The sequence below is a fragment of the Bradyrhizobium sp. SZCCHNPS1003 genome (genome assembly GCF_032381555.1).
Classification (GTDB): Bacteria; Pseudomonadota; Alphaproteobacteria; order Rhizobiales; family Xanthobacteraceae; genus Bradyrhizobium.
On sequence record NZ_JAUHIU010000003.1, the window covers coordinates 357,381 to 370,507 of the forward strand.

Annotated in this window: 12 protein-coding genes; 2 read left to right on the forward strand and 10 right to left on the reverse strand. The window is 64.9% G+C overall.

Annotation, left to right across the window (positions count from 1 at the left end; genetic code table 11):
- Positions 1 to 64 precede the first annotated feature (64 nt).
- The gene (locus tag QX126_RS07530; protein ID WP_315780223.1) at positions 65 to 1,144 is read left to right on the forward strand and encodes a zinc-binding alcohol dehydrogenase family protein; all 1,080 of its coding nucleotides are present in this window, start codon (positions 65 to 67) and stop codon (positions 1,142 to 1,144) included.
- Between the two features lie 12 nt (positions 1,145 to 1,156).
- Here the strand turns inward: QX126_RS07530 and QX126_RS07535 are convergent, their stop codons facing one another.
- The 10 genes from QX126_RS07535 to QX126_RS07580 all read right to left on the reverse strand — a co-directional run bounded on the left by QX126_RS07535 (position 1,157) and on the right by QX126_RS07580 (position 11,907).
- Positions 1,157 to 1,858 carry an ABC transporter ATP-binding protein gene (locus QX126_RS07535; RefSeq protein WP_315738246.1) on the reverse strand — a complete coding sequence of 234 codons (702 nt, stop codon included), beginning with the start codon at positions 1,856 to 1,858 and terminating at the stop codon, positions 1,157 to 1,159.
- Between the two features lie 7 nt (positions 1,859 to 1,865).
- The gene (locus tag QX126_RS07540; protein ID WP_315711581.1) at positions 1,866 to 3,149 is read right to left on the reverse strand and encodes a lipoprotein-releasing ABC transporter permease subunit; all 1,284 of its coding nucleotides are present in this window, start codon (positions 3,147 to 3,149) and stop codon (positions 1,866 to 1,868) included.
- A 94-nt stretch (positions 3,150 to 3,243) separates the two neighbouring features.
- Positions 3,244 to 4,578: a proline--tRNA ligase gene (gene proS / locus QX126_RS07545; RefSeq protein WP_315738247.1), complete on the reverse strand. Its 1,335-nt coding sequence runs from the start codon at positions 4,576 to 4,578 to the stop codon at positions 3,244 to 3,246.
- A gap of 209 nt (positions 4,579 to 4,787) precedes the next feature.
- Complete coding sequence (locus QX126_RS07550) at positions 4,788 to 5,285, reverse strand: TlpA disulfide reductase family protein (protein WP_315770847.1); 498 nt, start codon at positions 5,283 to 5,285, stop codon at positions 4,788 to 4,790.
- Positions 5,282 to 6,508 (reverse strand): sialidase family protein, encoded by a 1,227-nt coding sequence (locus QX126_RS07555; protein WP_315780225.1) that lies wholly within the window; start codon positions 6,506 to 6,508, stop codon positions 5,282 to 5,284. Before QX126_RS07555 ends, QX126_RS07550 begins: the two co-directional genes overlap by 4 nt.
- A gap of 8 nt (positions 6,509 to 6,516) precedes the next feature.
- The gene (locus QX126_RS07560; RefSeq protein ID WP_315780227.1) at positions 6,517 to 8,907 is read right to left on the reverse strand and encodes a TonB-dependent receptor family protein; all 2,391 of its coding nucleotides are present in this window, start codon (positions 8,905 to 8,907) and stop codon (positions 6,517 to 6,519) included.
- A gap of 91 nt (positions 8,908 to 8,998) precedes the next feature.
- Positions 8,999 to 9,442 (reverse strand): DUF2946 family protein, encoded by a 444-nt coding sequence (locus QX126_RS07565; protein ID WP_315775055.1) that lies wholly within the window; start codon positions 9,440 to 9,442, stop codon positions 8,999 to 9,001.
- 63 nt (positions 9,443 to 9,505) lie between these two features.
- On the reverse strand, positions 9,506 to 10,024 hold the full coding sequence (locus QX126_RS07570; RefSeq protein ID WP_315738252.1) for a copper chaperone PCu(A)C: 519 nt from the start codon (positions 10,022 to 10,024) through the stop codon (positions 9,506 to 9,508).
- A gap of 138 nt (positions 10,025 to 10,162) precedes the next feature.
- Positions 10,163 to 10,528 carry a DUF2946 family protein gene (locus QX126_RS07575; RefSeq protein WP_315780229.1) on the reverse strand — a complete coding sequence of 122 codons (366 nt, stop codon included), beginning with the start codon at positions 10,526 to 10,528 and terminating at the stop codon, positions 10,163 to 10,165.
- 533 nt (positions 10,529 to 11,061) lie between these two features.
- Positions 11,062 to 11,907: a metallophosphoesterase family protein gene (locus QX126_RS07580; protein WP_315780231.1), complete on the reverse strand. Its 846-nt coding sequence runs from the start codon at positions 11,905 to 11,907 to the stop codon at positions 11,062 to 11,064.
- Between the two features lie 197 nt (positions 11,908 to 12,104).
- Here QX126_RS07580 and QX126_RS07585 point away from each other — a divergent pair, with 197 nt between their 5' ends.
- Positions 12,105 to 13,127 (forward strand): sugar ABC transporter substrate-binding protein, encoded by a 1,023-nt coding sequence (locus QX126_RS07585; RefSeq protein ID WP_315738255.1) that lies wholly within the window; start codon positions 12,105 to 12,107, stop codon positions 13,125 to 13,127.

Genomic DNA, 13,127 nt, shown 5'->3' on the forward strand with positions numbered 1-13,127 from the left:
CCTTCCTGCGCGGAGCATAGACCGGCAGGCTGGAGCCTCGCCACCGCGAAAATGGAGAAGGACCATGAAGGCCGCCGTGCTCAAACGATTTGGATCGCCGCTCGAGATCGAGCATGTCGAAGACCCCGTGCTCGGCACCGGCGAAATCATCGTCGACATCGCCGCGGCCGGCGTGCTGTCCTACGCGAATGAAGTGTTCAGCGGCGAACGGAAGTACCTGCTGGACCTTCCGGTGATCCCCGGCACCGGAGGGGTCGGCCGGGTCAGCGCCCTCGGCCCCGACGCGACGCATCTCGCCATCGGCGACTGGGTGTTCTGCGATCCAACCGTGCGCTCGCGTGACGCAGCCTTCGCCCCCGACATCACCCTGCAGGGCTTGAGCGCGCGCGGACCGGGCGGGCTGAGGCTGCAACAATATTTCCGGCACGGCTCGTTTGCCGAACGGATGCGCGTGCCGACGGAGAACGCCAAGCCGATCGGGGCCATCGACACTGATGACGCTGCGCGCTGGTGCGCGCTCGGCACCCTGCTCGTGCCCTATGGCGGCTTTATTGCCGCCAATCTGCACGCGGGCGAGACCGTCCTGGTCAGCGGCGCCACCGGCAGGTTCGGCAGCGCCGCGGTCGCGGTGGCGCTTGCCATGGGCGCCGCTGCGGTCGTGGCGCCCGGCCGCAACGAGGTCATGCTGGCGGAGCTGAAGCGCCGGTTCGGATCCCGCGTCCATCCGGTCAGGCTCTCGGGCGACGAGGGCGAGGACATCGCACGCATGAAGCGCGCGGCGCCGCGCCCGATCGACTGCGTGCTCGACATCATGCCGCCGTCGGTCACCGCCCAGGTCGTGCGGTCGGCCGTGATGACCGTGCGTCCCTATGGGCGCGTGGTGCTGATGGGCGGCGTCGGGATGCTGGGCGGAGCCGGGCTCGAGCTGCCCTATCCCTGGATCATGCGCGAGTGCGTCACGATCCACGGCGTCTGGATGTACCCGCCAAGCGCGACGGTCAGGATGGTGGAGCTGATCAGGGCCGGGCTGCTCGACCTTGCGCAGTTCGAGCCGACCTGTTTCGACCTCGATCATGCCAACGACGCGGTCGCCCATGCCGCCGCCCATCGCGAGCCGTTCAAGATGACGGTGATCAGGCCCTGACTGCGGCCGGACTCAGTCGAGCTCGACGACCTTGCCGCCGACGATGGAGACGCGCCGGTCCATGCGGCCCGCCAGCTCCATGTTGTGGGTCGCGATCAGCATCGCGACCCGCGTTGCCTTCACGAGCTGCATCAGCGCGTGAAAGACGTGATCGGCGGTGCCAGGATCGAGATTGCCGGTCGGCTCGTCCGCCAGCAGCGCACGCGGCGCATTGGCGACCGCACGCGCGATCGCGACGCGTTGCTGCTCGCCGCCGGAGAGCTCGGCCGGACGATGCTTGATGCGCTCGCCGAGCCCGAGATAGGCCAGGATCTCGGTCGCCCGCTTCACGGTCTCCGACCGCTTGAGGCCGCGGATCATCTGCGGCAGCATCACGTTCTCCAGCGCCGTGAACTCCGGCAGCAGCCGGTGCGACTGGTAGACGAAACCGATATCGGTCCTGCGCATCTGGGTGCGCTCGATGTCGGTGAGCTGCGACGTCGGCACGCCCCCGACATAGACCTCGCCCTCGTCGGGGCTCTCGAGGAGGCCCGCGATGTGCAGCAATGTCGACTTGCCCGAGCCCGACGGCGCCACCAGCGCCACCGACTGCCCCGCCCACAGCGCCAGCTTGGCGCCGTCCAGGATGGTCAGCTGCTGCTCGCCCTGCATGTACCGCCGCTTGATCTCGTGGAGATAAACGACCGGCACATCCTCTGCCCCCTGCTCTTCCATCAGCGCCTCACTCGTAGCGAAGCGCTTCGACCGGGTCTAATCGGGCCGCGCGCCATGATGGATAGAGCGTAGCCAGGAAAGACAGGGTCAAGGCCATGATCAGAACGGCCGCGGTCTCGCCGGCATCGATCTCAGCCGGCAGCTTCGACAGGAAATAGAGCTCATTGGGAAACAGATCGGTGCTCGTCAGCCAGGACAGAAACTTCCTGATCGAATCGATATTCATCGAGATCAGGAGGCCGACGACGAATCCGGTGAGCGTGCCGACCACCCCGATCGAGGCGCCGGTAATCAGGAATATCCGCATGATCGCCCCCTGCGAAGCCCCCATGGTGCGCAGCACGGCGATGTCCTGGCCCTTGTCCTTGACCAGCATGATCAGTCCCGAAACGATGTTGAGCGCCGCGACCAGGACGATCAAGGTCAGGATCAGGAACATCACGTTACGCTCGACCTGCAGCGCATTGAAGAAGGTCGAGTTGCGCTGGCGCCAGTCGACGAGAAAGATGGGTCGGCCGGCCGCCTCGGTCACCGTCTTGCGAAACTCCTCCACCTTGTCGGGATTGCTGGTGAAGATCTCGATCGCGGTGACGTCGTTGTTGCGATTGAAATAGGCCTGCGCTTCGGCCAGCGGCATGAAGACGAAGCTGGCGTCGTATTCCGACATCCCGATCTCGAACACCGCCGCGATCTTGTAGGGCTTGATGCGCGGCGTGGTGCCCATCGGCGTCACGGCGCCCTTTGGGGCGACCAGGGTGATGCTGTCGCCGGCATGCAGCGACAGCTGGTCCGCGAGCCGGCGCCCGATCGCCACGCCCTGCCCCTCGTCGAAACCTTCCAGCGAGCCCTGCTTGATGTTCTTGGCGATCGACGTCAGGTTCGTGAGGTCCTGCGCGCGAATGCCGCGGATGAACACGCCTGACGCATTGAATGGCGACGAGCCCAGACCCTGTCCGTCAACCACCGGCGCGGCAAGGCGGATGCCCTGCACCTGCGCGATCCGCTCGGAGACGTCCTTCCAGTCGGTGAGCGGCGACTCCAGCGGCTGCACCAGCAGATGCCCGTTCAGACCGAGGATCTTGTCGAGCAGCTCCTTGCGGAAGCCATTCATCACCGCCATCACGATGATCAGGGTGGCGACGCCGAGCATGATGCCGAGGAAGGAGAACCCGGCGATGACGGAGATGAACCCCTCCCGGCGGCGCGCACGCAGATAGCGCCCCGACAGCATCCACTCGAAGGGAGCGAAGGGGGTGGTGGTCTGCACCGGTTCGGTCATGGCGTCATCCATTGTGCGATCATCCCATGATTCGGGCCGAATGTGGCCGGATTGGCCTGAAGGGACGGGCAGCCCCGGTGGATAATCCGATGATCGAACGCGCGTCTCAGCCAGCCAATGTTCCGCCGCCGAGCCGTGCCACGACGTCCGCGGGGGACATCATCTGGCGGGCGCCGTCGCTGCGGGTCTTCACCTCGACCTTGCCCTCGGCAAGGCCCTTGGGGCCGACCATGATCTGCCAGGGGATGCCGATGAGGTCGGCCGTGGCAAACTTGCCGCCGGCACGCTGCTCGGTGTCGTCGTAGAGCACGTCGACCCCCTTGGCGAGGAGATCGCGATAGAGCTGCTCGCAGGCAGCATCTGTGTCGGAGCCGCCCTGCTTCAGGTTGAGGATCACGGCGCGGAACGGAGCGACCTCCTCCGGCCATCTGATGCCGGCGTCGTCGTGGCAGGCCTCGATGATCGCACCAGCCAGCCGTGACACGCCGACTCCATAGGAGCCGCCGTGGATGGCCACCTCCGCCCCGTCGGGGCCCGCGACCAGCGCCTTCATCGGCTCGGAATATTTGGTGCCGAAATAGAAGATCTGGCCGACCTCGATGCCGCGGGTATGGACCCGCCGCTCAGCCGGCACCTCGGCTTCGAAGCGGGCGGCGTCATGGACGTCCTCGGTCGCCGCATAGAGCGACGTCCATTGCTTGATGATCGGCGTCAGGTCGCCGTCATAATCGACGGAGGCCGGAGGGATCGGCAGGTCGAGCACATTGCGGTCGCAGTAGACGCCGGATTCACCGGTCTCCGCGAGCACGATGAACTCATGGCTGAGATCGCCCCCGATCGGACCGGTCTCGGCGCGCATCGGGATGCCCTTCAGGCCCATCCGCGCGAAGGTGCGCAGATAGGCGACGAACATCTTGTTGTAGGCGCGCCGCGCGCCGGCTTCGTCGAGGTCGAACGAATAGGCGTCCTTCATCAGGAATTCGCGGCCGCGCATCACGCCGAAGCGGGGACGCTGCTCGTCGCGGAATTTCCATTGGATATGATAGAGATTGAGCGGCAGGTTACGGTAGGACTTCACATAGGCACGGAAGATCTCCGTGATCATTTCCTCGTTGGTCGGCCCGTACAACAACTCACGCTTGTGGCGGTCGCTGATGCGCAGCATCTCCGGACCGTAGGCATCGTAGCGGCCGCTCTCGCGCCAGAGATCGGCGAGTTGCAATGTCGGCATCAGCAGTTCCAGCGCGCCGGCGCGGTTCTGCTCCTCGCGCACGATCTGCTCGATCTTCTTCAGCACCTTGAAGCCCAGCGGCAGCCAGGCATAGATCCCGGCCGCCTCCTGCCGCAGCATGCCGGCGCGCAGCATCAACCGGTGCGAGACGATCTCGGCTTCCTTCGGATTTTCTTTCAGAATGGGCAGGAAAAACCGCGACAGACGCATGGGCGAGGCCTTCGAGATTCGGTTCGGGCTGGCGCAGTCAAACCGGATCAGGCGGCAAAACACAAGGCTGGGATTGAGAAAAAGCGGCTAAGCCGCCGGATTCCCAATCAATTTACCGGTTTCCCTGAAGTGGAGGATGAACCCCGCCGCGGCGCCATCTCAAGGCTGGCCGCGGCGCGGCCAGCCTTGATCCCCTCGCCCGGACCGTCCTAGCGCGACCGTCCCTGCTCCGAGGACCATTTGTCGAGATCGCTGATCTCGGCGCTGCCTTCGATGGTCGAGACGACGCCCTCGCGGGTCACGAGCATCGTGCGCGGAATGTCGCCCTGCCAGGACGGATCGATCTCGAACCGGAGGCGCTCCACATAGCCGTCGGCGAAAATGAAGTTCTCCGCCGTGGAGAGACCGGCCTTGTCCAGCATGGCCTGGGTCGCGGCATTCAGATTGGGCACGAGGTCGGCGCTGACCGTGACCACGTCGATCTCGGGATGATCGAACATGAACTTGCCGAGCTGCGGCAGCTCGATCTTGCAGGGGCCGCAGGTGACGCCCCAGAAATGGATCAGGGTCGGACGACCCGCATGGGCCCGCAGCACCTCGCGCCACGTGCCGCGCTCGAACGGCTTGAGCGATGGCGGCGCTGCGGTGCTCGACGCCGTCAAGGCGACGAGGCCAAAGATCGCAAGGGCTGCGAATGCGCGTTTCATGACTCATCTCCGATCGGCTGCAACCGATAGCCGTCCGACTTGGTCATCCAGGACAGGAATATCTGCCTGCCACGGGCGACCAGCAGCGGGTGATCCGACGCATTGTCCGTGCTGGCAACGGCGCGCGGCTTCGACCACGTCTCGCCATCGTCCCGCGATTGCATTCCCATCACCGTGGTCCGCTCGCCGTCGAACTCCTTCCACACCAGCGTTGTGCTGTCCTGGGTCGCGAGCACATAGGGCCGCGTGGGATTGCGATCGGCCTGACCGATCGACATGGGCTCCGAGAACGTTCGGCCACCGTCGCGCGAATGCGCATAGAACAGCCCCTTGCGAGCCTTGCCGTTGGTGAACCAGGCGACGTGATAGGTGCCGGTCGGCGCCACGGCCAGGCTCGGCCCTTGATGCGGGCAGGCCTTGATCTGCCAATCGTCGGTGCTGACCCGGTAGACCTCGCCGGGCGTGCCGAGATCACTGAACGTGATCACGGCATGGTCGCGCACGCTGCCTTCGAAGATGTTGCGGAACATCACCGCCGGACGTCCCGGCCCCGCGAAGGCAAGGCCGAGCCGGCAGCATTCGCAGGTGTTGTCCTGGGCCAGCGTCGCTTCGGCATAGGTGGCGCCGCCATCGCGCGACGAGGAGAAGAACAAAGCCGCGCCCTCGTAGGCGCGCCCGGCGGCCTTCGCCGGCACCCGGTTGCGCTTGTCGAGCCACGCCACGAAGACGGTGCCGTCCTGGTCCAGCGCCAGCGCCTCGAAGCGTTGGCTTTCGTTGTTCGACGTGATGGGACGGAGTGCCGCGAAGCTTTTGCCGCCGTCCTCCGACCTGGAGTACAGCACCTGCCCGTTGAACGCCTGGTCGCGGAAGATCGAGAACGCCACCGCGATGACGCCTTTGCCATCGACTACCAGCTTCGGCCGGGCATCGGGCCCCCAGTCGAGGTTGAGCTGCTGCTCGGTGACCGGCACGGTGGCGGAATACGTTTTCCCGCCGTCGGACGAGCTCGCAACCGAGATCCGTCCTCCGGCCATCCAAACGAGCCAGAGCTTGCCGTCGCCAGCGAAGAACGGCGTCACCTTGGTTGCGCATCGGAGCTCAGTGCCCTCGCATGCAGCGTCAGATCCGTGCTGGTGCGCAATCTGGGCTTGGGCGGTGAGCGGACAGAGCAAGGCAATCGCCAGTCCAACGAGGCCGCTTCGAAGTCGTGACGTCCTTGTCATTTCGGTCCTCATCGGAATGCCACCTTCATGCCGGCCAAAAAGGCGCGCGGTGAGCCGGCGTAGATCGTCCCGGTGCCCGCCAGTCCCTGCACGCCGGCGCCCGTCACCGTATTCTGCAGGTTGTTTGCGGAGGCGATGTAGGTGCGGTCGAACACATTGCGGACCTCGAAGAAGACGTTCATCGACTTGAACGTATCCGAGGCAAGCTCGGTCTTGTAGTGGACGTTCAGATTGACGAGCTCATAGCCCGGTGCCTTCAGCAGATTGGCGTTGTCCATATAGAAGGAATCCTTCCACTGGACCTCGACGAAGGCACCAAGCCCCGCGAGCCTCCCGCTATGGTGATCGTATCCGAGCCGTGCGGTCAGCTCGTTCGGCGAGATGCCGGGAATCTTGTTGCCAACGCGGTTGAAGCTGAACAGCTTCGAGCCGCCCGCAAGGTTCTCGGTATATTCAGTGTAGACTTGGTCGAGGTAGGTGTAGGCAGTGGTGAACCGCCAGCCCGGCAGGAACCGCCAATCGGCCGCCAATTCGACGCCGCGATGCTCCGAGCGCGGTGCGTTGAAGGTGTAGGAGGTGTTCTGCGTCCCCGTGACGGCCTGGGTGACGATCTCGTTGCGGAAGAACTCGTAGAAGCCCGTCGCGCTGAGGGTCAGAGACCGGTTCGGCGTCCAGTCGAAACCCACGTCGTAGCCCAGATTGGTCTGCGACTTCAGCTGGGTGTTGTTGCCGAAATCGCCGGTTGGCAACACGAACAGGTTCGAGACCTGCGGCGTGCCATAGCCGGTGGCAACGCGGGCGCGCAGCAGCCAGTCGCTGTTCACGCGGTAGAGCAGCGCCAGCTCGGGAGCGAGATTGTCGAACTGCCGGTCCGCCGTCGTGATCGTCGTCGTTGCCGTCGCGCCGTAGGTATAGGCGGTGTTCACGCCGCGCAGATGGGTACGCTCCCAGCCGAGACCGGCCATCGCCGTCAGTGCCGCTGTTAGCTTGAGCTCCTCGCGCGCCCGCAGGCCGTAGTTGGTGGTCTCGCTCCAGGTGTTGGCCGAGAGGCCGCCGAGCGCCGCGTTGCCGCCGGGCACGACGAAGCGCGTATCTCCTGACGCGGTCAGCGTGTTGTAGAACGCGCCGAAAAAGGCGGTCGATTCCAGGCCGAAGATCTCTCCCCTCTTGGTGAGGTCGCTCATGTAGTTGTAGGACGGATAGTCGCCGATCGCGCTGGTCGATCCTGTCGGCTGGCTGATGTTGCGGTCGTCGAACACGAACTGGTTGCGCCAGGTCGTGTCGTTGTCGAAGTCGTGCTCCCAGCGGCCCCCGACGATGGTGCGGCGGTCGTTGCGGCCGAGGCCCGCCTGCAACGCGGTCTCCTGGTCCACTCCACCGAGCGCATTGATTCCGTTCTTGTTGAGCCCGACGGTCGCGCAGCCGGCTGCTCTGGACGCCCAGGTGGTGCAGCCCTGCTGGTACGGGTTTTGATAGTATTGGCTCAGCGTGTAACGGAGCGGCAGCCGCGTGACCAAGTCGTTGTTGATGATCTTGACCGTGAAGCGGTCGTTGGGCGTCGCCCTGTAGGTGCCGAGGAAGTTGACGGTCTGGGTGTTGAACCAGCTGTTGCCGAGATAGCCGTCGCCGCGGACGTCGCTGGTGAACAGCGAGCCCTCGAAATTGCCGACCTTCTTGCCGAACGTCATGTAGTTGCTGAGATAGCCGAAGCTGCCGCCTTCGCTGCCGATCTCCGCACCGTCGATGCTGCCGCCCGGGCGGGTGCGGAAGTTGATCGCACCTCCGGTCGCGTAATTGCCATAGAGCGCCGAGGACGGCCCGCGGATCACGTCGACCGCACCATAGGCGTGGGGATCGATCAGGTCGCTGCGCGACAGCCCGTCCGGCTGCGTGACGGGAAAGCCGTCCTCGAACAGCGCGATGTTGCGGATGCCGAAGCCGTTGCGGGCATTGGAGCCGCGGATCGAGATGCCGAGATCGCGCGGTCCGTTGCCCTGCTTGAGCGAGACGCCGGGGCTTTCGCGTAGGATGTCGCCGACGGAAAACGCAGGCCGGTCATCGTAGCGGCTGCGGTCGATCGTGGTCGCGGTCTGGCCGGACGGCGACTGGCTGAGCTGGCTGCGAGCGGCGCCGGCACCCGAGGCTGGGTCGGACACCGCTCCTCCCTGCCCGGAGCTGCTGGCCACGGATGCGGCAGGCGGCTTCGGCACGTGAGTGCGGACGGATGTTGCCTGCGCGATCGGCTTGCGCACGGCCCGTTGTGGCGCGGCGCGCGGCGCGTCGACGGTGACGGACGGCAATTCCTTCTCGGTCTCGGCGCTCGCGATCGTGGCCGATTGCAGCAGCATGAGCTGCAGGGCGAGCACGCTCACACCACCAAGGGCATGACGACGGAACATGTTTGACTTCCCCGATGCCGGCTGCACGGCCGGTCTTCCTGGTTCAGAACGGATTGGCGCGCTGCTGCGGCGCCGATGACGATTTCTGTGCTCAGGAAAGGAAGGGAGGTCCTCTTGGTTGCGCCTGTGCCCGGGCGAGCAGATGAACGAGGCGGAGCTCGCGCGCAGTCCAGACGATGGACGCCGTCAGACGCAGCGGAGCCGCATCGAATGGCGCGGGCGGCGCGTCGAGCGCCGCGGCAGCGTGCAGCACGCAGCACATGACGCAGTCGAGGCCGCAGGCGGTGCGGTCGGTATCGCCATTCGATGGCGCCGCATCCGTCTCGGCATGACAGATCACCACCCCGCCAAACGGATCGGCCGTCGCGATCGTCACAGCCGTCATGGCGGACGCCGCCACTGGCGCTAGCACCTGCAACAGCATTGCTAGCAGGGCGACCGGCAGATATCGGCCGAGCTTTCGACGGAAGCGGGCGGCAGGCCCCCGAGCACGGCCGACCGCCACCAGCCGGCTCGCGAGCGAACCGGCTGTCATGGCAGCGTTCACCACCCGTTGCATCGAGGCCGGCCTCTCCGTCGGAGTCGCAGTGCGCCCGGCCTACATCTTCATGCCGGAATGATCGTGCTGCTTCATCATGCTGCCGCCCTCTCCGCCCGGCCCCTTGGCGCCGACCGCCTGCACCTCGAGCGTCACGGCGACCTTGCCGGCCTTCTCGAACTCCAGCGTGACCGGCAGCTTGTCGCCCTGCTTCAGCGGGCTCTTCAGATCCATCAGCATCAGGTGATAGCCGCCCGGCGCCAGCGCGACGGTCTTGCCCGGCTCGATCGTGAGTCCCTTGTCCAGCGGACGCATGGTCATGACGCCGTTGGTGACAGCCATCTCGTGAATCTCGACTCGCCCGGCGACGTCGCCCGTCACTGCGACGAGGCGGTCCGGCGCGCTGCCCTTGTTCTCGATGGTCAGATAGCCGGCGCCCGTCTTGGCGCCGCCCGGCGTGGCGCGGCTCCATGGCTGGGTGATGACGAGGTCACCGGCCTTCACATCCGCGGCGAAGGCGGCAGAAGATCCGCCCAACAGGAGAGCGAATGCAAGCAGAGAGCGTCCGAGGAAGGTCATGTCGGTTATCCTTTTCTTGGCGGCAATGCGCCGGCGGCTCGATCGATTGGCACGTGTCCGCGCGCCAGTCACGGCCGAGCAGACAACGCACGGTGGTTATGCGATTTGGGAGATAAGGGCCGCACAGCAGCCAGCGCGTCACGCTGCGGGCGGAGCCCTTGCCTGCGCGTTCGAGAAGGCCTTGGTGATCCGGCCGGCCGGATCACCGGCGCGCCACACGACCTCGCCCGATTCCCGTTGCGGTGTGGCGATGGCGGACAGCTCCGGCCCATCCAGTGTGACCGGCTGCGCCAGGCAGCACAGCGAACAGCCGTGGAGTGCGAGCTTCGCCGGCGACTCATCGTCCAACGACTGGGAACCAGACTGGCTGTGGCAAATTTCGAGGCCGCGCAGCGGGTCAGCCGCGGCTGAAGCCGCCGCCCAGGCAGCACCGATCGGCGCCAGGATCTGCACCATCAGTGCGATCAGCATGATCGGGAGAAACGCCTGCAGCCGCTGCCGCATCAAAGCCTGCCAAATGAACTGAATTCTTGTGCCCGAGCGAACGCCAGGAGTCGAGGTCGCGCAAGGCACAGTCGGCACATTTCGCCAGCGGTCGTTGATTAAGAACAATCCCGCCGCAACCGATGGGCCGACCGCTTTCACGGTAATTCAGCACCCATCACGAGAAAACACGAAAATAAAACTCGTCAATTGCAAGCACTTACCGATCATTTCAGAGAGTGCGCGAATTTTGAACAATCGTTGCCGAAAAGGATGACAAACGCAAAAAGATCGTCTACGAATTTGGGCCTCAGGCTAACGCTTGCGGAAGTCTGGTGGTCCAAGTCTCGGGAGGAGCCCTGGCGCGCAACAAGCAGCGTCACCCCGCTTAACAAGATCAAATCTGAACTTGCGGGATATCTAAAGGGTCGACACAATTTCCGAGCAGGGCCCGCTGCCCTGCTCTATTTTTTTGCAGTCGTCGCAGCGCGCCACAATATTTCCCGTTAACGGTATCGCGGGCCGGATGAACGCCGCCTGAACACGCAATCACATCAGGCCACCGCAGCCGTCGCAAAGCGCTCCAATGGATCACGCCACCGCGCCTTGGCCGCTGGCCAGGGCAGTGTCACCGACAGCGGCTCGCGGCCGGTCACGGTCCAGCGCAGCACACCATCATCGATCGCGAGAATGCCCGCCGCCTCGGCCGGATCGCCCGAGATGAACGTCTCGGTCAACGACTGCAAGGTCAGATGCGGTGTGCCATCGACCGTCGTCAGCGTATTCCAATGAACATGGCCGGCGAGCGCGACGATCGGGCACGGCGCGTCCGCGATGGCCGTGCGGATTGCGTCGGTCTCGGCATAGGCCGCGTGTCCCTGATTGGCTTCGAAGTAGTAGTTGCCGATCTGAGCATGCCCTGACAATGGCACGTGGCTGACGAGCAAGGTTGGACGATCATCCTGCACGAGCAGTTGGACCAGCGCGTCGAGATCGCCCGCGGAGAGGCGAAGGCCGCGCGTCGGCGTGAGAGTCACGTCGGGTTGCCAGAACACGCATCTGACATCGCCGATGATCAGGGCGCGCGACCCGCTCGGACGATCCATGATCGCTTCATTGTCGGCGAGACTGAGCAATGCGACATCATGATTGCCGCTGACGTGATGATGCGTCGGCGCAAGCTTTGCGAAACACATCGCGACATCGCTTTGCAGCAGACGATCGCGCTCGGGATCTTCGTCAGAAATCCGGTCGCCGAGATCGATGACCGCATCGATGTTTTCGGCGTTCACCTCCGTGACGAAGCGCTCGAGCAATTGCAGCGCCGCCGATCCTCGCTTCGTTGGTGTATCCCGGCCGTGATGGATGTCGGCGATCACGGCAATGCGTGTCGTGGCCAAAGGCTCTCTCCCAAAGCTGCGCTGCCGCGTACCACGAGCACATCACGGTTTTCTGACATCGCGCGTGCGCCGCGATAGTCGCTCGGTGCAACGCACAACATCCGGCTGTGGCGTGATCAATGGGGTTGTGAAACACTGCTGTTCTCGGCGGCGCGATCAATGACGCCGCCGGACAACGATGGGACAGGGAGCACGGGATGTCCGGCACTAAAAGAACGTCCACGACGAGGCGCGATCTTCTCCAGGCGGCGACGGCCGCGGGCTCTGCGGCGGCCCTTCTCGCCGGCTTCGGCATCAATCCGGCGATGGCCGCCGAGATGGGCCGCTCCGAAAAGCCCCTCAAGGCGGCCTTCTCCAATGCCGGCCTGCAGGCGACCTGGTGCGCCCAGGGCAAGCAGGCCGCGGAATGGTGGGGCAAGCTGCTCAATGTCGAGGTCACCTGGTTCGACGGTCAGCTCGATGCGGTGAAGCAGCGCGCCGCGATCGACAACATGGCGTCGCAGAAGTGGGATTTCGTCGCCATCCAGGCGTTCGGCATCGGAACCCTGACCCAGCCGGTGCAGAAGATGATCGATGCCGGCATTCCCGTGATCGACATGGACACGCTGATCGCGCCGCTGGATCAGATCAATGTGCATTCGTTCCTGGCGCCCGACAATGAGTTCATGGGCGCATCGGTCACGCAGGCTCTGGCGACTGCGATGGGCGGCAAGGGCAAGATCATCATGACGCAGGGCGCGCTCGGCCACACCGGCGCGCAGGGCCGTGCCAAGGGCTTCAATTCGGTGATCAAGCAGTTCCCGAACATCGAGGTGCTGGACACGCAGCCGGCCGACTGGGACGTGTCGAAGGCGGCACGGCTGTGGGAGACCTATCTCACCAAATACCCGCAGATCGACGCGGCGTTCTTCCACAATGACGACATGGCGCTCGCCGCCTACAACATCATGAAGGCGCGCAACCGCACCAACATCCTGATCGGCGGCGTCGACGCCATGCCGCCGGCGATCCAGGCGGTCAGCGAGGGCCGCATGTTCGCGACCGTCCGCAATCCGTCCTGCCGTATTCATGGCGGCGCGATCGTCGCAGGCGTCGCCGCGGTCACCGCCGGCGAGAAGAGCGGCCAGGGCATTCCGAAGCACGTCATCACCGATGGGCCCGTCGTGACCAAGGCCAATGCCGCCGGCATGCAATGGATGGAGGATCACTTCCTGATCTGA

Excerpts from the sequence above, each read along its gene's own strand:
- QX126_RS07570 (WP_315738252.1), bottom strand. The coding sequence starts at position 10,024 with ATGACCTTCCTCGGACGCTCTCTGCTTGCATTCGCTCTCCTGTTGGGC.
- QX126_RS07560 (WP_315780227.1), bottom strand. The coding sequence starts at position 8,907 with ATGTTCCGTCGTCATGCCCTTGGTGGTGTGAGCGTGCTCGCCCTGCAG.
- QX126_RS07555 (WP_315780225.1), bottom strand. The coding sequence starts at position 6,508 with ATGACAAGGACGTCACGACTTCGAAGCGGCCTCGTTGGACTGGCGATT.
- proS (WP_315738247.1), bottom strand. The coding sequence starts at position 4,578 with ATGCGTCTGTCGCGGTTTTTCCTGCCCATTCTGAAAGAAAATCCGAAG.
- QX126_RS07585 (WP_315738255.1), top strand. The coding sequence starts at position 12,105 with ATGTCCGGCACTAAAAGAACGTCCACGACGAGGCGCGATCTTCTCCAG.
- QX126_RS07575 (WP_315780229.1), bottom strand. The coding sequence starts at position 10,528 with ATGCGGCAGCGGCTGCAGGCGTTTCTCCCGATCATGCTGATCGCACTG.
- QX126_RS07540 (WP_315711581.1), bottom strand. The coding sequence starts at position 3,149 with ATGGATGACGCCATGACCGAACCGGTGCAGACCACCACCCCCTTCGCT.
- QX126_RS07530 (WP_315780223.1), top strand. The coding sequence starts at position 65 with ATGAAGGCCGCCGTGCTCAAACGATTTGGATCGCCGCTCGAGATCGAG.
- QX126_RS07550 (WP_315770847.1), bottom strand. The coding sequence starts at position 5,285 with ATGAAACGCGCATTCGCAGCCCTTGCGATCTTTGGCCTCGTCGCCTTG.
- QX126_RS07535 (WP_315738246.1), bottom strand. The coding sequence starts at position 1,858 with ATGGAAGAGCAGGGGGCAGAGGATGTGCCGGTCGTTTATCTCCACGAG.
- QX126_RS07565 (WP_315775055.1), bottom strand. The coding sequence starts at position 9,442 with ATGACAGCCGGTTCGCTCGCGAGCCGGCTGGTGGCGGTCGGCCGTGCT.